Origin of the sequence: Agrobacterium tumefaciens (assembly GCF_005221325.1) — a bacterium.
Classification (GTDB): domain Bacteria; phylum Pseudomonadota; class Alphaproteobacteria; order Rhizobiales; family Rhizobiaceae; genus Agrobacterium.
Map to the genome: position 1 here is coordinate 1,815,688 of NZ_CP039889.1, position 21,863 is coordinate 1,837,550.

Sequence of the window (21,863 nt, forward strand, 5' to 3'; positions counted from 1 at the left end):
TGTCATCTGGCGGGTCTAGGACAGGACGTGGTTTTCACACGTCTTGAGAGGGGAATATGCGCAAAATCGTTGCTGCTTTGGTCGCCACGACCGTTCTTGCCGGCGCCGTTCAGGCTGCCGAGGTTTATCCGCTTGATCGTGCTACGATCCTGACCGGTTCGCCGTTCGATTTCAAAGTCGAGTTCGCTTCCGTCGTGAAGCCGGAAGACATCAAGATCACCGTCAATGGCCAGGATTACAAGGCTGCTCTCGGCAAGGACGCGGAATTCGTCGCCGAGGAAAAAAACAAGGACAAGGTGCTGGGTTCGGCCGTTATCCTGCGTGGCGTGACGCTCACCAATGCCGGTGACTACAAGGTCGAAGTTTCGGCCGGTGCCGAAACCAAGAACGTCACCTGGACCGTTTATGGCACGCCTGCCCAGGCGAAGGCCAAGAACGTCATCTTCCTGATTGCCGACGGCCTGTCCGTTGCCCATCGCACCGCCGCCCGCATCATGTCCAAGGGCATGACCGAGGGCAAGGCCAATGGCCGTCTCAACATGGACGACGTGCCGCCGGTCGCTTTCGTCGGCACCTCCGCCACTGACGCCGTCGCCACCGACAGCGCCAACACCATGTCGGCCTACATGACCGGTCACAAGACCGCCGTGAACGCCATCGGCGTTTATGCCGACCGCACCCCGGCCTCGCTCGACGATCCGAAGGTGGAAACGCTGGCCGAAGCGCTGCGCCGCCAGACCAAGAAGTCGATCGGCATCATTTCCACCGCCGAAGTGCAAGATGCGACACCGGCTGCTGTCGTTGCCCACACCCGCAAGCGCGGCGACAAGGCCGAAATCAATGGCATGCTGTTCGACGTGAAGCCGGATGTTCTTTTCGGCGGCGGTTCCGCTTATTTCCTGCCGCAGGCCACGGCGGGTTCCAAGCGCAAGGACGACAAGGATTATATCGCCATGTTCAAGGAAGCTGGCTACACGCTGGCGACCAGCAAAACGGAACTCGCCGCTGCTTCCGGCACCAATACCGGCAAGATCCTCGGCCTGTTCCACACCGGCAACATGGATACCACGCTTGACCGCGAATTCCTGAAAAAGGGCACCACGGCCAAGTTCCCGGATCAGCCCGGTCTCGTTGAAATGACCAAGGTCGCGCTCGACAATCTGTCGAAGAACCCGGAAGGTTTCTTCCTGATGGTTGAAGCGGCCAATGTCGACAAGATGTCCCACCCGCTCGACTGGGATCGCGCCGTTGTCGATACGATCGAATTCGACAAGACCATCGGCATCGCCCGCGAATTTGCGGCGAAGAACCCCGATACGCTGATCATCGTCACCGGCGACCACACGCATGGCGTTTCCATCATCGGCACCGTTGATGACAACAAGCCCGGCACCGACATGCGCGAAAAAGTGGGCACCTATGCCGAAGCCGGTTTCCCGAACTACGAAGACAAGGACGGCGATGGCTATCCTGATAGTGTCGACGTTTCCCGTCGTCTGTTCCTGAACGCCAATAACGGTCCGGACCACTACGAAACCTTCCGTCCGAAGCTCGATGGCCCGTTCACGCCCGCCGTCCAGAACGAAAAGAAGGAATATATCGCCAACGAGCAGTACAAGGATGTTCCCGGCGCCGTGTTCGTCACCGGCATCATCCCGAAGAGCTCGGACAGCGGCGTCCACGCCGTTGACGACGTCGTGCTGCAGGCCGAAGGCCCCGGTGCCGAAGGCTTCCGTGGCTATATGGAACAGAGCGATGTCTACAAGGGTCTTGCCGAGGCCTTCGCACTCGGCGCGAAGCAGACCAACTAAGATATGAACCGGGCAAGGGCGCACCCCCATGGTGTGCCCTTGCCGTCACTTGCGGTTTTGCATTGCCGGTCCCGGCGGTTGGCGATGAAAGACCTTTCAAACAGGAGAATGGTCATGGGCAAGCTTGATCAGGCGCGGTTTAACCGCCGCCAGACATTGGGTCTCATCGCCGGTCTGCCGCTGCTGGCCGCCGGCACGCGCGCGCAGGCGACAAGCGACCTCACCTTTGACGAACTCTACGGCAAGGTCAGCGTCCTCGGGCTGGAATTTTCGGAAAAGGTCAAGGAGCTGAAGGGCAAGGAAATCGCCATACGCGGTTTCATGGCGCCGCCGCTGAAGGCCGAAGCGCAGTTTTTCGTGCTGACCGAAATACCCATGTCGATCTGCCCGTTCTGCTCCACGGATGCCGACTGGCCGGACAATATCGTCGTCGTTTATCTCGGCGAGAAACAGACCTTTACCCAGCCCGGCCAGACGATCGAAGTGCGCGGCACGCTGGAAACGGGCTCATGGACCGATCCCGAGACCGGTTTCGTTAGCCTGCTGCGCATTCGCCAGGCAGAATACGCGGTGGTTTGAGACCATGCTGTCCCTGAAAATAGATCATCTTGCCGTGTCCTTTCCGGGGCTTGCTGCGCCGGTCCTCGTTCTCGACCATCTGCACATCGCCGCCGGCAGCCGCGTTGCGCTAACGGGCGGCTCCGGCTCGGGAAAGAGCACCCTTATCAACATCATCGCCGGTCTTGAGCGCGTGCAGACCGGCAGTGTCGTCTGGGGCGGGCAGAATATCGCTGACTTGTCGGAGGGTCGCCGCGACAGCTGGCGGGCCGCCAATATCGGCCTTGTCATGCAGGAGTTTCATCTCTTTCCCGGCCTGTCCGCGCTGGATAATATCCTGCTGCCCGCCCGCCTGTCGCGTGTGGCGGATGCGGACCTGATGAAGCGCGCCGAATCCCTGTTTGCGACCGTCGGCCTCAAACGCGCCGGGCAGCACGTCGAAACCATGTCGCGGGGTGAAATGCAGCGTGTCGCCATTGCGCGGGCCTTGCTGCGCAGCCCCGGCGTCATCATCGCCGACGAACCGACCGCAAGCCTCGATCTCGAAAGCGGCGAGGCCGTCGGGAACTTGCTGCTTTCTGTTGCGGCTAGCACCCACAGCACGCTGATCGTCGCCAGCCACGACCAGCATCTGATCGGCCGTCTAGACCGGGGTCTGACCCTCAGCGGCGGCCGTATCGTCGCCGATACGGACCAGAAGGAGATCGCGGCATGATCGGCTTCATCCTCGCCGACCTGCGTCGCCTGTGGCTGGGCGGGGCCGTTGTGGTTCTGCTTGTTGCGCTGGCCACCGCGCTTGGTGTGGCGGTCACGCTGCAGGAACGGTCGCTGCGCCTCGGCAGTGCCCGCGCCGCCGATAAATTCGATCTCGTCATCGGCGCGGCCGGCAGCGAAACCCAGCTGGTCCTCTCATCCATCTTCCTGCAGGCAGCGCCATTGCCGCTCGTGGATGGTGCCGTTCTCACCCGGCTTGCCGCCGATCCGCGCGTTGCCTGGGCCGCGCCGGTCGGGTTTGGCGATTCTTTCGCCGGTTACCCCATTGTTGGCACGACGACGAGCCTCGTCAGCAATACGACGTCGGGTTTTGCCGAGGGCAAAATCTTCGTGCTGGAAGGTGAGGCCGTGCTTGGGGCCGCCGTCAATCTCTCCATTGGTGCCGAGATCAAGCCGATGCATGGCAGTGCCGAGACCGGCGGCCACACCCATACCGAGATCGCCTATACGGTTGTCGGCAGGTTGCAGCCAACAGGCACGCCCTGGGATCGCGCCATTCTCGTGCCGATCCAGGCCGTCTGGCACGTTCATGGCCTCGGTGTGGATCATGGTCATGAGCACGGACATGGTGAGGGCGATGCGGATGCACATGCCGGCGAAAACCAACACGGGGGCGGTCACGATCACGCTCATGAAGATGGTGAGCATCATGGCGGTATCGATCTTGATGCGCCGATCGTCGAGAATTTTGGCGACGGCCTGCCCGGCCTGCCGGCCATTCTCGTCAAGCCGAAGACGATTGCCGATGCCTATCGCCTGCGACAGGAGTATCGCAGCGGCAATACGCTCGGCGTATTTCCGGGCGAGGTGCTGACCGGCCTTTATGCGACGCTTGGCGACGCCAAGGCGGTGCTGAGCGCAGTTGCCGCCGGTTCGCAAGGGCTGGTGGCGGCGGCGCTGATGCTGGTAACGGTCATCCATGTCGGGCAAAGGCGTCGACAGATCGGCGCGTTGCGGGCATTCGGTGCGCCCCGTGGCTCGGTCTTCGCCATCGTCTGGCTGGAGCTCTTCTTTCTGGTGGCGCTTGGCGTCGGCATCGGTTTTCTGCTGGGATTGGGTGCTGCCCATATTGGGGCGCAGCTCTTCACCGCAAAAAGCGGTGTGATCCTCCCTGTTGGCTTCACCGGAGAGGATCTGCGTCTTGCGTTCTTCCTGCTGGGCTTTGCCGCTATTCTTGCGGCAATACCGGCACTGCTCGCCTATCGCCAGTCGCCCGCCGCCGCGCTGCGGGCCTAAGACAACGATACTGGCGTGTTTTAATGCCACAAGCAGATCGCGTTACGTGCACAATTGCTGCCGATGCCGAGCGATTTCCGGGCGGGGAGTTCCAGGGGGGGCGGCCGGCAAGCCCTGTGGGATGTAATGTCGTACCGTATCGGCGGACGAATCATGCCCTCTGTCCCGGTCCCGAAAGGCTACGGCATCCCGCCAGTGATGAGAAATCGCAGGCGTCTCGATACAGTTTTTCCTTCGCGAAGAAAAACCCGCCGATCCGGCGGATTTCTATTTACTTTTGCCGAAGTTGCACGCCATCACGCTTACTGAATTCGCTGCCAGGCGTATCGCAAACCATGGAGGATGAGATGAAGGCACTGGTGCTGGAAGAAAAAGGCAAGCTCTCGCTCAGGGATTTTGATATTCCGGGTGGAGCAGGATCGGGAGAACTCGGACCGAAGGATGTGCGCATCCGCACCCATACGGTCGGCATCTGCGGCTCCGATGTCCATTATTATACCCATGGCAAGATCGGCCACTTCGTCGTCAACGCACCCATGGTACTGGGCCACGAAGCGTCCGGTACGGTGATCGAAACCGGTTCCGACGTTACCCATCTGAAGGCCGGCGACCGCGTTTGCATGGAGCCAGGTATTCCCGATCCCACATCTCGGGCCTCGAAGCTTGGCATCTATAATGTCGATCCCGCTGTCCGATTCTGGGCGACGCCCCCGATCCATGGCTGCCTGACGCCTGAGATCGTTCACCCCGCCGCCTTCACCTACAAGCTGCCAGACAATGTGTCCTTTGCCGAAGGCGCGATGGTCGAACCCTTTGCCATCGGCATGCAGGCAGCGCTGCGGGCACGCATTCAGCCAGGTGATATCGCCGTTGTCACGGGCGCAGGTCCGATCGGCATGATGGTGGCGCTGGCAGCACTTGCCGGCGGTTGCGCCAAGGTAATCGTTGCCGACCTCGCTCAACCGAAGCTTGATATCATCGCCGCCTATGACGGCATCGAGACCGTCAACATCCGCGAGCGCAACCTTGCCGAAGCAGTTTCGGCCGCCACGGATGGCTGGGGCTGCGATATCGTCTTCGAATGCTCAGGCGCGGCGCCCGCCGTGCTCGGCATGGCGAAACTGGCGCGTCCGGGCGGCGCCATTGTGCTGGTTGGCATGCCGGTCGATCCGGTTCCGGTCGATATTGTCGGCCTGCAGGCCAAGGAGCTGCGGGTGGAGACGGTATTCCGCTACGCCAATGTCTATGACCGCGCCGTGGCGCTTATCGCCTCCGGCAAGGTCGACCTGAAGCCGCTGATTTCCGCGACAATTCCCTTCGAAGATAGCATTGCCGGTTTCGACCGCGCGGTGGAAGCGCGCGAAACGGATGTGAAACTGCAGATCGTGATGCCGCAATAACGGACATGGCTTGCCGCTGATGAATGAGCGGCAAAGACGTTACGGAAAAGTATGAGTGTGGCCTGCCGGCATCCGGCGGGCCACACGTCAAAATTTCACCAGAAATCTTATTCGGTTGCGCATTGTTTGAGCGCATCACGGCAAATTGAGCGAAAAAATCGCCGCCTTCGCCGCGTCCGTAATCAGTCCTATCGGGCGACTCTTCATTTCTCGACAAAAATGAGTCAAAAAAGTATCAGCAATTTCTTCGGCGTGATGTGGATGTTTAGCCACGGCCCGCCCTATGCTCCTCATCAACGCCTGGGACGAGCCATAAAGAGGAATGGCCCGCTCCGTGAATGCGGCGGACGTATGAATGGGAGGAACTATGATGCAGCCCGATCTGGAACTGGTGCACATCCGCAAGGGCGAATCTTTCGCTGCTTGGCGGCATGGCTATCCGTTCCGCACCGTGCGCTGGCATTATCATCCCGAATATGAAATTCATCTGGTCGTCGCGACATCAGGCACCTTTTATATCGGTGATTTCGTCGGCCGCTTCGGCCCCGGTCAGCTTATCATGACCGGCCCCAATCTCCCCCAGAACTGGATCAGCGAGATCGAGCCTGACGAAATCGTGCCGACACGTTCCCTCGTGATCCAGTTTCCGGAGAGTTTTATCGAGGATGCCTGCGCCTCCATGTCTGAGATGGAAGTGGTGCGCGTCCTGCTGGACCGCAGCCGTCGCGGTATTCTCTTTGACGACGAGACGAGCGACCGCGTTCGTCCGCTGATCCTTCGGCTCATCGAGGCGCAGGGCCTGACGCGTCTGGCGCTTTTCTGGGAAATTCTCGATCTGCTGGTTAATGCGCCGACATCCGAGGTGCTGGCAAGCCTGAGCTACGAGCTTGATCTGACGGGCATTGGCGATAGCGGCATAAACCGCGCTTTGTCGCATCTGCGCGAACATCTGACCGAGCAGGTCGAGGAAATCGATCTGGCCGACATGGTTGGCCAGAGCCCGAGCGCCTTTTCCCGCGCCTTCAAGCGCCATACGGGTACGACGCTGGTGCGGTATCGCAATCAGTTACGCATTGATCTCGCCTGCCAGATGCTTTTGGCGGATCAGGATGTGAAGGTGGCGGAGGTCTGCTACGATGTTGGCTTCTCCAACCTTTCCAATTTCAACCGGCATTTCCTCAAACTCAAGGGAATGTCACCGTCGAGGTTCCGAACCATTTTTGCGGCCCAGAAGGCAGCTGTGATGGCGGAGTAAACCAGCGACACATCGCCAATTTCTAAGAATTCGGGCAGAGGTCTGTCCGGAAACGGGCACTTGTTGCCCCAACTTTCCTAATGGGAGGAAGAGTGAGATGAAAATGAAATCCAAGTTTCTGATGGCGACAGCCGCAATTGCAATGATGGCCGCTCCGGCGCTGGCGCAGGAAAAGCTGAAAATCGGCATGACTTTCCAGGAGCTGAATAACCCCTATTTCGTATCGATGCAGGAAGCGCTGAAGGAAGCCGCCGCAAGCATCGGTGCTGACGTCGTCGTCACCGACGCTGGCCATGATGTCGCAAAGCAGATTTCCGATGTTGAAGACATGCTTCAGCAGAAGATCGACATCCTGCTCCTCAACCCGACCGACAGTGCCGGCATCGAAGCCGCCGTTCACGCTGCCAAGGCCGCCGGCGTGATTGTCGTGGCGGTTGACGCCAACGCAAACGGCCCGGTCGACACATTCGTCGGCTCGAAGAACCGTGACGCGGGCTACAAGTCGTGCAAACACCTCGGTGACGCGCTCGGCGGCAAGGGTGAAGTCGCAATCCTCGACGGTATCCCGGTCGTGCCGATCCTTCAGCGCGTCGAAGGTTGCAAGGCGGCTCTCGCCGAATTCGCCGACATCAAGCTGGTCGATACGCAGAACGGCCGTCAGGACCGCTCGGTCGCTCTCGGCGTCGTTGAAAACATGATCCAGTCGCGTCCGAACCTCGCCGGCATCTTCTCGGTGAATGATGGCGGTGCAATGGGTGCGCTTGCCGCGATCCAGGGTTCCGGCAAGGACATCAAGCTGACCTCGGTAGACGGCGCTCCGGAAGCGGTGAAGGCAATTGCCGACGGTGGCCCTTTCATCGAGACCACCGCGCAGTTCCCGCGTGACCAGGTGCGTGTTGGCCTTGCCATGGCGCTTGCCCAGAAGTGGGGCGCCCGCGTCGTGCCGAAGGAAGTCCCGATCGACGTCATGGTCGTTGACAGCAAGAACGCCGGTGAGTTCAGCTGGTAAGAACTCCTCCCAGGCCCCGTCCCCGTCTTGTGCGGGGGCGGGGTTAAATCCCGACCATTGAGGAGGGTGAAATGCTGGAACTGAATGGAATAAGAAAAAGCTTTGGCAAGATCGAAGTCCTGCGCGGCGTCGACCTTGAGGCGCGCGCCGGCGAGGTGCATGCGCTTCTGGGCGAGAACGGTGCCGGCAAGTCGACTTTGATGAAGATCCTGTGCGGCATTTTGCAGCCCTCCGAGGGAACGATCCGCATTGACGGCAAGGATCGCCGCTTCGCCAATTATGACGAGGCGATTGCCGCCGGCGTCGGCATCGTGTTTCAGGAGTTCAGCCTGATCCCCTATCTCAATGCCGTTGAAAACATGTTTCTTGCCCGCGAAATCCGCGGCCCGCTGCGCCTTTTGAACAAGGGCGCCATGCGCAAGCGCGCGGCCGAAATCATGGGCCGTCTGGCCGTGGATGTTCCGCTCGACGTGCCGGTGCACCGCCTTTCGGTTGCCCAGCAGCAATTTGTCGAAATCGCCAAGGCATTGTCGCTGGATGCCCGCATCCTCGTGCTCGACGAGCCGACCGCGACGCTCACGCCCTCCGAGACAGAGCACCTGTTCAAGGTCATGCGCGAACTGCGCCGTCAGGGCGTGGCGATCATCTTCATTTCGCACCATCTCGAAGAAATATTCGAAATCTGCGACCGTATCACCGTTCTGCGCGATGGCGAGTTGATTGGCTCCTGCCTGACGTCGGAGGTCGATAATGACCGTCTGGTCGAGATGATGGTCGGCCGGCGCATCGAAGCCAGCTTCCCGCCGAAGCCGCAGCTCGACCCTTCCGCTGCAAAGGTGATCGAAGTCGAAGAGCTGCAATTGAAGAAAGGCGGCCCCGTCTCCCGCTTTTCGCTGCGCAAGGGCGAAATCCTCGGCTTTGCCGGGCTCGTCGGCTCGGGCCGCACGGAAACGGTTCTCGCCATGCTCGGCGCGCATTCGGCCTCGCGCCGCAAGATCAAGCTCGATGGCGTGGATACGCGTTTATCCGGCCCCGATGATGCGTTGATGCGCGGCATTGGCCTGCTGCCGGAAAGCCGCAAGGAGGAGGGGCTGATCACGAGTTTCTCCATTCTGCAGAATATTTCGCTGAACAATTACCGCAAATACCGCAAGGCCCACTGGTTCCTCGATCTCAAGAAGGAACTGGAGCACACGACGAAGGCCATGGCGCAGGTGCAGGTCAAGGCGCAGGGACCTTACGCCCGCGTTGATACATTGTCGGGTGGTAACCAGCAGAAGATCGTCATCGCTCGCTGGTTGAACCATGACATGCGCGTGCTGATCTTCGACGAGCCGACACGCGGTATCGATGTCGGCGCAAAGGCGGAAATCTATTCGCTGATGCGCGAATTTGCCGCCAGGGGCCATTCGATCATCATGATCTCCTCGGAACTGCCGGAAGTGATCGGCATGTCCGACAGGGTCTGCGTCTTCCGCTCCGGCGGCATCGTCGCCACCGTCGAGGGTGCGGATATCAATTCAGAAACAATAATGACAAACGCCACCACCGGGAGAGTTGAACATGTCGCTTGATGCAAACACCGGCGTTGCCGCGAAAACGGGCGGTTTCAGTCTCAGCGCCATGCTGCGTTCACCGCTCGCCCTGCCTCTGGCGGGCCTGATTGTCGTATCCATCCTGATGGGGCTTGCGAGCGACAATTTCTTCAGCGTCAACAACATCATGAATGTGTTGCGACAGGTTTCCGTCGTTGGCATTCTCGCCGTCGGCATGACCTTCGTCATTCTCACCGGCGGCATCGATCTTTCGGTCGGTGCGGTCATGGCGCTTGTCGGCACGCTGTCGGCCGGGCTTATGGTGAATACCGGTCTGTCTCCCGCGGTTGCCCTGCCGGCTGGCCTCTTCATCGGTCTCGGTATCGGCATCTTCAACGGGGCGCTTGTAGCCTGGGGCAAGATGCCGGCCATCATCGTCACGCTCGCCACCATGGGCATGGCGCGCGGCCTTGGCCTCATCTATTCCGGCGGTTATCCGGTCAGCGGCATTCCGAGCTGGATTTCCTGGTTCGGCGTCGGCCGTGTCGGCATCGTTCCGGTGCCTGTCATCATCATGGTGGTGATTTATGCCGTGGCCTGGGTGCTGTTGCAGCGCACGGCCTTCGGCCGCCACGTCTACGCGCTTGGTGGCAACGAACTGGCGGCGCGCCTTTCGGGTGTGAAGACCCGGCGCGTCAAGCTTGCCGTCTATGGCATCTCGGGCGTCACGGCAGCTTTTGCCGCCCTTATTTTGACTGGTCGCTTGATGAGCGGCCAGCCCAATGCCGGCGTCGGCTTCGAACTTGATGCGATTGCGGCCGTCGTTCTCGGCGGTACGGCAATTGCCGGCGGCAGGGGGCTCATTCTCGGCACGCTGATCGGCGCGGTGCTGCTTGGCATTCTCAATAACGGCCTCAACCTGATGGGCATCAACCCCTATCTGCAGGATGTCATCAAGGGCGGCATCATTCTGCTGGCCATCTATATCGGGCGCGAATGGCGCTGAGCCGGCCCGGAAACACCTTCATAAACGCAGGAGAATTAAATGTCTGAATCGCTGCAAGGCAAGATCGCGGTCATCACCGGCGCCGCATCCGGCATCGGGCTTGCCACATCAGAAGCGCTCTTGGAACAGGGCGCAACCGTGGTCATGGTCGACTGGAACGAGAAAGCCTTGAATGATCTGGCCGCCAAGCTGGGCGACCGCGCCATTCCGCAGGTCACTAACCTTCTGGACGCGGACAGCTGCAATGCCATGATCCCGGAAATCCTCAAGAAAGTCGATCATATCGACATTCTCTATTGCAATGCCGGCACCTATATCGGTGGCGAGCTGACCGAGACGACGCCCGAAGCCATCGACAAGATGCTGAACCTCAACGTCAACGCCGTCATGAAGAACGTTCAGGCCGTCGTGCCGCACATGTCGGAGCGCAAGACCGGCGATATCATCGTCACCTGCTCGATCGCCGGGCATTTCCCGACCTATTGGGAGCCGGTCTATTCGGGCTCGAAATGGGCGATCACCAGCTTCGTGCAGGGCATGCGCCGCCAGATGATCCCGCACGGCGTGCGCGTTGCGCAGGTCTCTCCAGGCCCGGTCGTCTCCGCACTTCTGGCGGACTGGCCGGAGGAAAACCTCCGCAAGGCCAAGGAATCGGGTAGCCTTATCGATGCGAGCGAAGTGGCCGATGCGGTCATCTACATGCTGACGCGCAAGCGCACCGTCACCATCCGCGACATGCTGGTTCTTCCGACCAACTTCGACCGCGTTTAAAAACCTCTGGAGCGGCTGGGGAAATCGGAACCGGTCCAGCCGCTCCATATCGTTCAAGCACCGGATGATCCGCTCCGAGGAGTATCGCAAATGGCTTCCTACCTTGTTGGCGTCGATGTCGGGACAGGCTCGGCGCGGGCCGGTGTCTTCAATGTCGCAGGTAAGCTTCTCGCTACCGCCAAGCGCCCGATCAGCATGCACCGCGAGGATGGCGGCATTGCCGAACAGTCGAGCGGTGAGGTGTGGCAGGCGGTTTGCGACAGCGTGCGCGAAAGCGTTTCGCGCACCGGCATTAATCCGGCCGAAGTTGCCGGCATCGGTTTCGATGCCACCTGCTCGCTGGTTGTTCGCGGGCCTGATGATGAGACCCTGTCGGTCGGCGCCCCTGATCATCCCGAACGCGATATCATCGTCTGGATGGATCACCGCGCCGTTGAACAGGCGGAGCGGATCAATGCCGGCGAACACGCCGTGCTGAAATATGTCGGCGGCCGCATTTCCCCGGAAATGCAGACGCCCAAGCTGCTGTGGCTCAGCGAAAACAGGCCGGATATCTATGCGCGAGCCGAGCATTTCTTCGATCTGACGGATTTTCTGACATGGAAGGCTTCCGGCGCGCTCGATCGTTCCGCGTGCACGGTAACCTGCAAATGGACCTATCTCGCCCATGAAAACCGCTGGGATGCGGAATATTTCGCCAAGATCGGCCTTGGCGATCTGGCCGAGCAGGGCTTCCGCCGCATCGGTGAAAACGTCGTCCATCCCGGCACGGCGCTGGGCGCGGGCCTGACGGAAGATGCCGCAAAGGCCATGGGGCTGGTTGCGGGCACGGCCGTTGCCGCGGGCCTGATAGACGCCCATGCCGGCGGTGTCGGCACGGTGGCTGCGGGCGGCGATGCATTGCGATGCCTCGGTTATGTCTTCGGCACTTCGTCCTGCACCATGACCACCACCGCTGAACCCGCTTTCGTGCCGGGTGTCTGGGGTCCCTATTATTCCGCCATGGTTCCCGGCGCATGGCTCAATGAAGGCGGCCAGTCCGCCGCCGGTGCAGCCATCGATTACCTCGTGCAATTGCACCCGGCCTTTGCCGAGGCGAGGGCGCTTGCCGACAAGGAAGGCAAAGCCTTGCCGGTCTGGCTCGCCGACCGCGCTCTCAGCCTTGCCGCATCCGCTTCCGCCGCAGCTGAGATCGCCGAAGATTTTCATGTGGTGCCGGAGTTCCTTGGCAATCGAGCGCCCTTTGCCGATCCGCATGCCCGTGCCGTCATTGCCGGTTATGGCATGGAGACCGGCGTGGATTCTCTCGTTGCGCTTTATGTGGCGGGGCTTCTCGGCCTCGGTTACGGGCTTCGCCAGATCATCGAGACGCAGGCCCGCAACGGCGCGCCGGTGGAAACCATCAGCGTCAGCGGTGGGGCGGGTGCACATCCGCTTGCCCGGCAGTTGCTGGCGGATGCGACCGGGCTTCCGGTCGAACTCACCGAATGTGAAGAGCCCGTGCTTCTGGGGTCGGCCATGCTTGGCGCGGTTGCCGCCGGAACCTATCCCGACCTGATGGCCGCCATGCCCGCAATGTCGCGCATCGCCAGCTGTGCTGCACCCGATCCTGCTTTTCAAAAGGTCCACCAGGCGCGTTACGACGCGTTTCTGGCGCTGCAGAATGCGGCGCGCGCCATTCGTGCCGCCGACCACTCCTGAGCGCTGTCGCAAACTTAGATCATCCGGCCGTGTCGGCCGCAAAATAACGAGGATTCCATGCAGTTTTCCGGAAAATCCGTCATCATCACCGGCGCAGGCAAAGGTATCGGCCGCGCCTGCGCGCAACTGATGGCCGCGCGCGGTGCGGAAGTGGTGGCGATCAGCCGCACGCAGTCCGATCTCGACAGCCTGAAAAGCGAAATCGGCGGCCGTTCGATCCGCGTCGATCTTGCCGATGTCGCCGCCACCCGTGCCGCCATGGCGGAAGCTGGCCCGTGCGACTTCCTGATCAACAGTGCCGGCATCAACGTGCTGGAAAGCGTGCTCGACATGAGCGATGCGGGTTATGAAGCCGTTCTCGGCATCAACCTGCGCGCTGCGCTCGTCACCTGCCAGGAATTTGCCCGCGCCCGCGTCGCAAATGGCGGCGGTGGCGCCATCGTCAACATCACGTCCATCGCCGGCCATCGCGGTTTTCAGGATCACCTGTGTTATGCGGCGTCGAAGGCGGGACTTGAGGGAGCAACCCGTGTTCTGGCGAAGGAACTCGGCCCGCATGGCATCCGCGTCAATGCTGTCGCACCGACCATCACACTCACGGAACTGGCCGCGGAGGCGTGGAACGATCCCGCAAAGAGCCAACCAATGATGGTTCGCCATCCGCTCAACCGGTTTGCCGAAGCCGAAGAGGTGGCGCAAAGCATCGCGCTGCTGCTCTCGGATGACAGCAAGATGATTTCCGGCGCCGTATTGCCCGTCGATGGCGGTTTCCTCGCCGTTTGAGACAGGTCACAGCTGGTCTCAAAGCGGATCGCTGAAAACCACTAAAATGAATGCGCGGGGTGCAAGATGCATCGCCGCGCATTTCATTTTAGGATGCGGCGTTGTCAGGTCAGGTCGGGATGACGCCCGACGAGTTCGTCGCGTTTGGCCTGCAGTATCTTCTTCTGCTCCTCCAGTTTGACGAGTTCCTCGTCAATCTCTTCGACGCTTTTTTCGATATGCAGATATTGCTCGGCCAGAAGCGATTTCGCTTCCTTTCGACTGGAGGCATTCGGTGTATCGCCATAAAGCGGCCGGTTGGCCGTTTCCTTTAGGAAGAAGGTCGTGACGATGCCGAAAACGGCTGCGACCATGAGGTAATAGGCTGGCATGTAGATGTTTTCGGTCACCTCCACCAGCCAGGCGGTTACCGTTGGTGTCAGCCCGGCGACGATGATCGAGATGTTGAAGGCGATTGCCAGCGCGCTGTAGCGGATGCGGGCCGGAAAGAGTGCGGGCAGGGTCGAGGCCATGATGCCGATCAGGCAATTGAGTGCGACTGCGAGAATAAGCAGCCCGAAGAATATCTGCACCACCTGGCCGCTGGCGATGAGATGAAAGGCCGGCAGCGAGAATAACAGGATCGCCGTGCTGCCGACGGCAAGAAACGGCTTGCGGCCGATCCGGTCACTCAGCAACCCTATGGCAGGCTGGACGAACAGCATGCCGACCATGACTGCGATGATGATGAGAACGCCGTGATCCTCGCTGTAGTCAAGCGTTTTCGACAGATAGGTAGGCATGTAGGTGAGCAGCATGTAATAGGTCACGTTGGTGACGAGAACCATGCCGATGCAGATCGCCAGCGATCGGGCATGCTCTCTGGCAATTTCCGCGATCGGCACCATCGGCCGCTCCTTGAGCGACTGGCGATCCTCTTCTTCAGCACGCTGCAGCCGTTCGGTGAAAGCCGGGGTTTCTTCCGCGGCGTGGCGGAGATAAAGGCCGATGAGCCCGAGCGGCGCGGCCAGGAAGAACGGGATGCGCCAGCCCCAGTCGATGAATTTCGCTTCCCCCATGGCGGTGCTGAGTAGCACGACGAACCCAGCGCCAAGCACAAAGCCGGCAATCGAACCGAAATCGAGCCAGCTTCCGAGATAACCGCGTTTGCGGTCCGGCGCATATTCCGCCACGAAGATGGCCGCACCGGTATATTCGCCGCCGACGGAAAAGCCCTGAACGAGCTTGCAGAGCAGCAGTAGGATGGGCGCCCATATGCCGATGGTCGCATAGCCCGGAATGAGACCGATGCAGAAGGTGCTGGCGGCCATGATGATAATGGTGAGGGAGAGGACTTTCTGTCGCCCGAACTTGTCGCCCATCGCACCGAAGAAAATGCCGCCCAGCGGACGAATGAGAAACGGCACCGAAAATGTCGCAAGCGCCGCGACCGTCTGAACGGCGGGAGCGGCCTCGGGAAAGAAGACCTTGCCGACGGCATAGGCGACAAAACCGTAGACGCCGAAGTCGAACCACTCCATGGCGTTGCCGAGGGCGGCTGCCGTCACCGCTTTTTTGACCTTCTCGTCATCAATGACTGTCACGTCGTCAATGCTCAGCGGGCTGGCCTGAATCTGACTGTTCAATTGTTGTCCCCTTGAATGCTGCGCAATCGATTATTGCGCGCCATGAAAATGCCTCACATGCGCAAGTGTTCCATCTGCCGGCAAAGGGGAACGGGGGACGTGGTGCGCCCATATAAACAAACGCCCGGCAAATGGCCGGGCGCTTCTGAAGTCTGGTGGGATGGTTTAGTGGTGATGCTCAGGCATGTCCTTCAGCTGGTCCTTGGTCCATGAGGTCACTGCGTGGACGTCGCCGTCCTCGTCGCGCATGAAATCAAGGTCGCTGAGCGGGACTGCGACCGGCTTTGCGCCAATGCCGAGAAAACCGCCGACATCGATGATCGCGGTGCTGCCGGCCCCAACGCCGTGGACATGGTCAACCTTGCCGACCTTGTGGTCGTCCGCACCATAAACGGTCGCGCCTTCGAGCACCGAGGGTGTGAGTTCCGTTTCAACCAGGCGTACGTGATTGGTATGGTCCATCGTTCTTCCTCCTGTCTTGGTTTGCACAAAACAAACTCCCGCACTGCAAAACCGTTCCATCCAATATCGCGGCTGGCGGAGACAGGTTATTTCTGATCGGTGCATTTTGGGGGTCGCAAGAGTGTCTTTGTCAAAGCGGACGAGGAACTCGCGCCAGATGGATGTTCTAGCTTTTGCCGGTGGCCGTGCGGCCTACGCGTATTTGCCCCGAAAGAAACTCGGCCACGTCCCACTCCCTCAGCGGCGGTGCATAAATATAGCCCTGCACCAGCGTGGCGCCGAGGCTTTCCAGTGTGGCGAGTTCTGCTGGCGTTTCCACCCCTTCGACCACGCATTCCAGCTCCATGTCCCGGCTGAGGGCAAGAAGCGATTTCACGATCTTGTAGCTGGCTGGTCTTTCGTGCAGATCGGTGACGAAGCTGCGGTCGATCTTGATCTTGGTCAACGGCAATGCGTGCAGCCGGGTGAGGCTGGAATATCCGGTGCCGAAATCATCAAGTGAAATGCCGCAGCCGAGACGGCGCAGGATATCGACCGATTGCCTCACCTGCTCGAAATCATGGGCAAAGGCCGTCTCGGTGATTTCAAGATCGAGACGGCGGGCGTCGAAACAGCTATTTTCGATGATGCCGATCAGGGACAGCACGCCCTCGTGGGAGTTGAGGTCCTGGGCGGAAAGGTTGAATGAGAGGCGCAGGGAAGGATCCCATGCCGATGCCGACGCCAGTGCCATCTTCAGAAGCGGCCGGGTCAGCGAACTCACGATGCCGGCCCGTTCCGCGATGGCGAAGAATTGCGCAGGCGGCACATGCCCGAGAACCGGGCTGTGCCAGCGGGCCAGCGCTTCAAAGCCCGCCGTTTTTCCGTCGCGTATATCCACGATCGGCTGAAACATCACCGAAAGTTCGTTTTTCACATCGCTCTGCTTGAGCAGATTCTCGATGCGGGCTTCGATATTGATCTGCTTTTCGTGTTCCGCATCAAACAGGACGGCATCGCCGCGCCGGGTTTTCTTGGCATGGTAAAGGGCATAATCCGCCCTGTCGAAAAGCTGCTCCAGCGTGGAGGCGAGGTGCGGAAAGACCGCTATTCCCATCGATGCGGAAACATGCACCGTTCCCTCCGGCATATGGTAAGGCGCCCTCAATTCTTCGGAAATCGCATTGGCGTTCGCGACGAGTTGCACGTCATCCGGTATGATCGGGGCGACGATGGCGAATTCGTCACCGCCTAGTCGAAAAGCCTTGCTGGCTTTCAGATTGTCGGTGAGACGCTTGCTGACATTGATCAGCAGCCGGTCTCCCACCGAGTGTCCGTAGAGATCGTTGACCGGCTTGAAGCCGTCGAGATCGATGACCCCCAGCGCCAGCCGGGTTCCCTTTTCTCGGGCATTTTCGAGCTCGGCCTCAAGATGGGCGAAAAAGGCGCGGCGGTTCGGCAGTCCCGTCAGACTGTCGATATTGGCAAGCAGCAGGTTTTCGTTGCTGAGCGCCTCCGTGCGCTGCTGTGAAACGACCATGCGCTCGAAGTTGCGGTAATTGGTCAGCAGGATGGACATCATGCCGGCACAGACCAGCAGAACGTTGATGGCGATGGCAATGAATGTCGGTTGCCGTGACGCCACAAAAAAGGCGATGAAAGCGCCATTGACGATGAGTGTCACCGTGAAGGCGGCGGACCGCACATACATCAGGCAGAAAATGCAGGAGATGACGGTGATCGCCATGTAGAAGGCGACATGGGATCTCGTATAGGCATCTCCATAGGGCACCAGCAAAAAAGACCAAAGCGTGAAGGCGAGCGCGATGCCGGCGGCCAGGCGGTTGGTGCGGCGAAGGGCGGCAAGTGCCATCTCCGGCCGGGGATCGATACCCCGTGTCCTCCACCAGAAAGCGACCCGAAGGGTGCAGCCGACGGTAAAAACGGCGGGAACCCCGACGGTGAGCCAAAGCGGCGCCAATTGCATATGCGTAATGGCAAGCGCCCATGTGCTTGAGAGCAAAATGAAATACATCATCGGCATCTGCCGGGTGAAGGCTCTGTACTGCGCTTTCAAAAGGTCGGGATTGTCAGACCGAACAGACATGAAGTCGAGCAGTTTTTGTACGGCGATCAGTATTTTCATTTATGGCTCATCAAATACAGGACGACATCGGTAGCATAAGCCCAGTTACATCATTGGAAATACACAGGGTTAACCGGGAGACAACTGCATCAACTGCAAGGTGCAGCTACGTATCTTCGCAACATACCGCCATTTTCGCCGTTAAATGCCGTTGCAGCAGCATCCGGATCATATTGTGGTCGGGTTCGACAAACTTTAAAACATTGAACGGCCGTTCCGATGGTTATCTCGAATTGCTTGGCAGAAAGACCGTTTACTCATGCTGACATCTTTGCTTCCTTCCGTTGCCGTCATTGCCGACGCGCATTTTCATGACACGGCCGCGGATTTCGGATTTACTGGGATCGAGGTCGATGGCCAGCGCATCACCATGCGCAGCTGGTCGGAAACGCGCGACTCCACCCGGGTTTTTAACGAGAGCGCCGATGCGCTGCACGCGGCGCTGGAAGAGGTGCGGCAGCGCGGCATTCGCCATGTGGTGCTGCTGGGCGACTACACCGATGACGGCCAGCGCGCGACGACACAAACGCTGAAGGGCATTCTTGAGCGCCATCGCGATGCCCATGGCACCGCCTTTTATGCGCTGCCCGGAAACCACGATGTTTTCGGGCCGTGCGGCCGGCATCAAACCAAGGAGTTCCTGGTGGAGAACGGCGAGCGCCTCTCCGTCTCGAGCGATGCGAACCGGGCAGGGGAACGGGTCGTTATCAGCGAGCGCATGTATTGCGAAGGCTACCCGGAAGGTCTCGGCCCCATGACGGCCTTCGGTTATTTCCGACAGCCGGATTATCTGCATTGGGAAACACCTTTCGGCCTCTCCGATGCGCCGCAGGACCGGCTCTATGAGGTGCGCTCCCTCGACGGCCGCAATGTCTATACTCTGATGGATGCCTCCTATCTGGTCGAGCCGGAGCCTGGCCTCTGGCTCATGATGATCGACGCCAATATTTTCGAACCGCGCGACGGCAGCTTTAAACGAGGCGAGGAGGCGGCCTTCATCGACAGCACCGGCGCCGGCTGGAATGCGCTTCTGCGCTGCAAACCGTTCATTCTCGACTGGATCGCCGATGTGCGCGCCAGGGCAGAAGCGCTCGGCAAGACTTTGCTCGGCTTTTCCCATTATCCGGCGCTCGATCCCTTTGATGGTGCAATCAGCGTGGAAAGCGCCCTGTTCGGCGAAACCACCGCCGTGCGGCGCATGCCGCGCAAGGCGGTGGAGAACGCGCTGATAAAGGCCGGACTTGCCGTGCATTTCAGCGGGCATCTGCATGTGGAAGGGGTTACACGGCGCAGGAAGGGGGAGAAATCACTCACCAATATCGCCGTTCCGTCGCTCGTCGCTTTCCCACCGGCTTTCAAGGTCGTCCACCCGTCGCGTCAGGAAATCGCCGTGGAAACGGTGGAGATGGCCCATCTGCCGGTGAATGGCCGCATCTGCCGTGGATATGCGCAGGAAATGACACTTGCCGGCGAGGCGCAGGACCGGGCCTTTGCGGCGCGCGATTACGGCGGCTTTCTGCGCGCCCACCAGCGGGCATTGATCACGCATCGTTATTTCCCCCGGGAATGGAGGGCGGAATTCGTTGCGGCGATGGCCGGTAAAACGGTGCGGGATGTCGTTGGCCTACTCGGGGAAAAGAGCATTGCCTCTGAACAGGCCGATATGCCGATGATCGAGCTTATCACTGACTGGTATTGCCTGCGCCAGGGCGTGGGGCTGGCCCTGCCACATATCGCGCCTCAGCGGCTTACCCTTTACCGGATACTGGCTGAGCGTCTCGGCCGCGAGGCTGATCGCCATGACGGTTCCGTTAAAAGTTTTCTCGAAATCTTCTTTGCTGCACTCGGCCTGTTTCTCGATCGCGCCGAAGCGAGCCCGCGGCGCGTGGAGATTGAGCCTGCACGGAAACACGAGCCTGTTTCCGTGTGACCGTCAAGCGGCAAGGCTGGTGTTCCATGCCCGTATTTTTTCAATGTTCCTGTCCGAGCAGGAAACGATCTCGAACTCGAACCCTTCGCCGGAAATACGTTCGCCGATTTCGGGAAGGCGGCTGAGGCGCCAGAGGATGTAGCCGGCAATCGTGGAGTAACGGTCGGCATCATCCACCAGATCGATATCAAGGAGATAGGAGACGCGTCGGATATCGACGGTTCCGTCGATCAGCCAGGAGCCATCTTCATTGAGGCCGGAAATCTGGGCTTCTTCGCCCTCGTCCGGAAACTCGCCCGCAATCGCCTCAAGGATGTCCGTGGGCGTGGCGATACCCTGAAGCGTGCCGTATTCGTCGATGATGACGGCCATCTGGAGTGGCGATGTGCGCAGCTGTTCCATGACCTGCAAGGCCGTGGCGCTTTCATGCACGACAAGGGGTTCGCGCAGCGAGCGTTCGAGGTTCAGTTTTCCGTCATGCAGCAGATCGCGTAGCAGGTCTCTGGTGGCGGCGACGCCGAGGAAGGAGTCCAGCTTGCCCTGCGCCAGCATCAGCCGGGAATGGTCGAGTTCCAGCAGGCGGCTTCTTAACGTGTCGTGATCGGCGTCGATATCGAGCCAGTCGATCTCCGTTCGTGGCGTCATGATGGAGATGACGGGGCGTTCGGCAAGCGTGAGCACCCCGCGGATCATGTCCTTTTCTTCGGATTTGAACAAATCGCCTTGCGCGGCCTGCGCGGCAATAACGTCGGCGGTCTCGCCAAGGGACGGCTGTTCGCCGATCCGGCCACCCAGAAGTCGCAAAATGGCATCGGAGGTGCGCTCGCGCATATCACCGGCGGTGATGCGCTTTTCACGGTTGCGCCGGCCGATCTGGTTTGCCGCCTCGATGAGCACGGAAAAACCGATGGCGGCATAAAGATAACCCTTGGGCAGATGGAAACCGAAACCCTCGACGATCAGGCTGAAGCCGATCATCAGGAGAAAACCAAGGCAGAGAATGACCACGGTCGGGTGTTTCGACACGAAGGCCATCAGCGGCCGCGAAGCCGCCATCATCACGGCCATGGCCACGCAGACGGCGGTAATCATCACCCAGAGATTATTGACCATGCCGACGGCGGTGATGACGCTGTCGAGCGAGAAGACGGCGTCGAGCACGACGATCTGCACGATGACCTGCCAGAAGACCGCATGCACCACCTTGCCCTGTTTCGGCTTCTGGTCACCCTCCAGCCGTTCGTGCAGTTCCATCGTGCCCTTGGCGAGCAGGAAGGCGCCGCCGAGGATGAGGATGAGATCGCGACCGGAAAAGGAGAAATCCGCGACGGTGAAAAGCGGCCGCGTCAGCGTGACGATCCATGAAATCGAAAACAGCAGCAGGAGGCGCATGATGAGCGCAAGCGACAGGCCGACGATCCGCGCCCGATGGCGCTGGTGCGGCGGTAATTTGTCGGCAAGGATCGCGATGAAGACGAGATTGTCGATGCCGAGGACGACTTCGAGAACGATAAGGGTGACGAGGCCGATCCATATATTCGGATCTGCGAGGAATTCCATGTTCAGGAGCCTTTATGGGAATGGGTGCGAACGCGCAAAACCCCGGACCGAACATCCGAGGGTGGAAGCATCTGCTTTAAGGAAAACAAGAAAATCCGAGGCTGGCGTCGCGTTATGCGAGCCAGCCTCGTTCGGTGTTGACTACTGTCGGTACTGTCGCCTTCGTCAGGCATAGGGCGGATTTATCCCACTATCAGTAAATTCTTGTGCCGGTCCAACTAGCAAATTTTCGACGGTTGGAAAAGCGGTTTTCGATTTTTTGCTGCCGAAACGATGCGGTTCAGCAATTTTTGCGCGCAAAATGCGCGATTATTTACCGAAA

17 protein-coding genes are annotated in these 21,863 nt (G+C 59.9%); 13 read left to right on the plus strand and 4 right to left on the minus strand.

What is annotated here, in order from left to right; translation table 11 throughout:
* Positions 1 to 56 precede the first annotated feature (56 nt).
* The 12 genes from CFBP5499_RS23310 to CFBP5499_RS23365 all read left to right on the plus strand — a co-directional run bounded on the left by CFBP5499_RS23310 (position 57) and on the right by CFBP5499_RS23365 (position 13,839).
* Positions 57 to 1,811: an alkaline phosphatase gene (locus CFBP5499_RS23310; protein ID WP_080827917.1), complete on the plus strand. Its 1,755-nt coding sequence runs from the start codon at positions 57 to 59 to the stop codon at positions 1,809 to 1,811.
* Between the two features lie 114 nt (positions 1,812 to 1,925).
* A complete protein-coding gene (locus CFBP5499_RS23315) occupies positions 1,926 to 2,390 on the plus strand; it encodes a hypothetical protein (protein WP_080827916.1) in 465 nt (154 codons plus the stop codon).
* Positions 2,391 to 2,394: 4 nt separating this feature from the next.
* On the plus strand, positions 2,395 to 3,084 hold the full coding sequence (locus CFBP5499_RS23320; RefSeq protein ID WP_080827915.1) for an ABC transporter ATP-binding protein: 690 nt from the start codon (positions 2,395 to 2,397) through the stop codon (positions 3,082 to 3,084).
* Positions 3,081 to 4,379: an FtsX-like permease family protein gene (locus CFBP5499_RS23325; protein ID WP_080827914.1), complete on the plus strand. Its 1,299-nt coding sequence runs from the start codon at positions 3,081 to 3,083 to the stop codon at positions 4,377 to 4,379. Before CFBP5499_RS23320 ends, CFBP5499_RS23325 begins: the two co-directional genes overlap by 4 nt.
* Positions 4,380 to 4,726: 347 nt before the next feature.
* Complete coding sequence (locus tag CFBP5499_RS23330) at positions 4,727 to 5,779, plus strand: NAD(P)-dependent alcohol dehydrogenase (protein WP_080827913.1); 1,053 nt, start codon at positions 4,727 to 4,729, stop codon at positions 5,777 to 5,779.
* A 370-nt stretch (positions 5,780 to 6,149) separates the two neighbouring features.
* The gene (locus tag CFBP5499_RS23335; RefSeq protein ID WP_080830114.1) at positions 6,150 to 7,034 is read left to right on the plus strand and encodes an AraC family transcriptional regulator; all 885 of its coding nucleotides are present in this window, start codon (positions 6,150 to 6,152) and stop codon (positions 7,032 to 7,034) included.
* A gap of 97 nt (positions 7,035 to 7,131) precedes the next feature.
* Positions 7,132 to 8,043: an ABC transporter substrate-binding protein gene (locus tag CFBP5499_RS23340; RefSeq protein ID WP_006315917.1), complete on the plus strand. Its 912-nt coding sequence runs from the start codon at positions 7,132 to 7,134 to the stop codon at positions 8,041 to 8,043.
* 71 nt (positions 8,044 to 8,114) lie between these two features.
* On the plus strand, positions 8,115 to 9,617 hold the full coding sequence (locus CFBP5499_RS23345) for a sugar ABC transporter ATP-binding protein (RefSeq protein ID WP_080827912.1): 1,503 nt from the start codon (positions 8,115 to 8,117) through the stop codon (positions 9,615 to 9,617).
* Positions 9,607 to 10,584, plus strand: coding sequence for an ABC transporter permease (locus tag CFBP5499_RS23350; protein WP_080827911.1), 978 nt, complete (start codon positions 9,607 to 9,609; stop codon positions 10,582 to 10,584). The genes CFBP5499_RS23345 and CFBP5499_RS23350 overlap by 11 nt, the downstream gene beginning before the upstream one ends.
* A 39-nt stretch (positions 10,585 to 10,623) precedes the next feature.
* A complete protein-coding gene (locus CFBP5499_RS23355) occupies positions 10,624 to 11,355 on the plus strand; it encodes an SDR family oxidoreductase (RefSeq protein WP_080827910.1) in 732 nt (243 codons plus the stop codon).
* 90 nt (positions 11,356 to 11,445) lie between these two features.
* On the plus strand, positions 11,446 to 13,056 hold the full coding sequence (locus tag CFBP5499_RS23360) for an FGGY-family carbohydrate kinase (RefSeq protein ID WP_080827909.1): 1,611 nt from the start codon (positions 11,446 to 11,448) through the stop codon (positions 13,054 to 13,056).
* 57 nt (positions 13,057 to 13,113) lie between these two features.
* Complete coding sequence (locus tag CFBP5499_RS23365) at positions 13,114 to 13,839, plus strand: SDR family oxidoreductase (protein WP_080827908.1); 726 nt, start codon at positions 13,114 to 13,116, stop codon at positions 13,837 to 13,839.
* A 104-nt stretch (positions 13,840 to 13,943) separates the two neighbouring features.
* Here CFBP5499_RS23365 and proP read toward each other — a convergent pair whose 3' ends face one another.
* The 3 genes from proP to CFBP5499_RS23380 form a co-directional block, all read right to left on the minus strand.
* Positions 13,944 to 15,464: a glycine betaine/L-proline transporter ProP gene (gene proP / locus CFBP5499_RS23370; RefSeq protein WP_175416862.1), complete on the minus strand. Its 1,521-nt coding sequence runs from the start codon at positions 15,462 to 15,464 to the stop codon at positions 13,944 to 13,946.
* Positions 15,465 to 15,629: 165 nt separating this feature from the next.
* Entirely contained in the window at positions 15,630 to 15,926 is a 297-nt protein-coding gene (locus CFBP5499_RS23375) for a PRC-barrel domain-containing protein (RefSeq protein ID WP_080827907.1), read from the minus strand.
* 166 nt (positions 15,927 to 16,092) lie between these two features.
* Entirely contained in the window at positions 16,093 to 18,051 is a 1,959-nt protein-coding gene (locus CFBP5499_RS23380; RefSeq protein WP_175416863.1) for a putative bifunctional diguanylate cyclase/phosphodiesterase, read from the minus strand.
* Positions 18,052 to 18,310: 259 nt separating this feature from the next.
* Between CFBP5499_RS23380 and CFBP5499_RS23385 the strand changes: the two genes are divergently transcribed.
* The gene (locus tag CFBP5499_RS23385; protein WP_080827906.1) at positions 18,311 to 19,981 is read left to right on the plus strand and encodes a metallophosphoesterase family protein; all 1,671 of its coding nucleotides are present in this window, start codon (positions 18,311 to 18,313) and stop codon (positions 19,979 to 19,981) included.
* Between the two features lie 3 nt (positions 19,982 to 19,984).
* Here CFBP5499_RS23385 and CFBP5499_RS23390 read toward each other — a convergent pair whose 3' ends face one another.
* Positions 19,985 to 21,541 (minus strand): TerC family protein, encoded by a 1,557-nt coding sequence (locus tag CFBP5499_RS23390; protein ID WP_080827905.1) that lies wholly within the window; start codon positions 21,539 to 21,541, stop codon positions 19,985 to 19,987.
* Positions 21,542 to 21,863: the final 322 nt, after the last annotated feature.

Coding starts and splice junctions, on each gene's coding strand:
- CFBP5499_RS23310 (WP_080827917.1), top strand. CDS start 57: ATGCGCAAAATCGTTGCTGCTTTGGTCGCCACGACCGTTCTTGCCGGC.
- CFBP5499_RS23315 (WP_080827916.1), top strand. CDS start 1,926: ATGGGCAAGCTTGATCAGGCGCGGTTTAACCGCCGCCAGACATTGGGT.
- CFBP5499_RS23320 (WP_080827915.1), top strand. CDS start 2,395: ATGCTGTCCCTGAAAATAGATCATCTTGCCGTGTCCTTTCCGGGGCTT.
- CFBP5499_RS23325 (WP_080827914.1), top strand. CDS start 3,081: ATGATCGGCTTCATCCTCGCCGACCTGCGTCGCCTGTGGCTGGGCGGG.
- CFBP5499_RS23330 (WP_080827913.1), top strand. CDS start 4,727: ATGAAGGCACTGGTGCTGGAAGAAAAAGGCAAGCTCTCGCTCAGGGAT.
- CFBP5499_RS23335 (WP_080830114.1), top strand. CDS start 6,150: ATGCAGCCCGATCTGGAACTGGTGCACATCCGCAAGGGCGAATCTTTC.
- CFBP5499_RS23340 (WP_006315917.1), top strand. CDS start 7,132: ATGAAAATGAAATCCAAGTTTCTGATGGCGACAGCCGCAATTGCAATG.
- CFBP5499_RS23345 (WP_080827912.1), top strand. CDS start 8,115: ATGCTGGAACTGAATGGAATAAGAAAAAGCTTTGGCAAGATCGAAGTC.
- CFBP5499_RS23350 (WP_080827911.1), top strand. CDS start 9,607: ATGTCGCTTGATGCAAACACCGGCGTTGCCGCGAAAACGGGCGGTTTC.
- CFBP5499_RS23355 (WP_080827910.1), top strand. CDS start 10,624: ATGTCTGAATCGCTGCAAGGCAAGATCGCGGTCATCACCGGCGCCGCA.
- CFBP5499_RS23360 (WP_080827909.1), top strand. CDS start 11,446: ATGGCTTCCTACCTTGTTGGCGTCGATGTCGGGACAGGCTCGGCGCGG.
- CFBP5499_RS23365 (WP_080827908.1), top strand. CDS start 13,114: ATGCAGTTTTCCGGAAAATCCGTCATCATCACCGGCGCAGGCAAAGGT.
- CFBP5499_RS23375 (WP_080827907.1), bottom strand. CDS start 15,926: ATGGACCATACCAATCACGTACGCCTGGTTGAAACGGAACTCACACCC.
- CFBP5499_RS23380 (WP_175416863.1), bottom strand. CDS start 18,051: ATGAAAATACTGATCGCCGTACAAAAACTGCTCGACTTCATGTCTGTT.
- CFBP5499_RS23385 (WP_080827906.1), top strand. CDS start 18,311: ATGCTGACATCTTTGCTTCCTTCCGTTGCCGTCATTGCCGACGCGCAT.
- CFBP5499_RS23390 (WP_080827905.1), bottom strand. CDS start 21,541: ATGGAATTCCTCGCAGATCCGAATATATGGATCGGCCTCGTCACCCTT.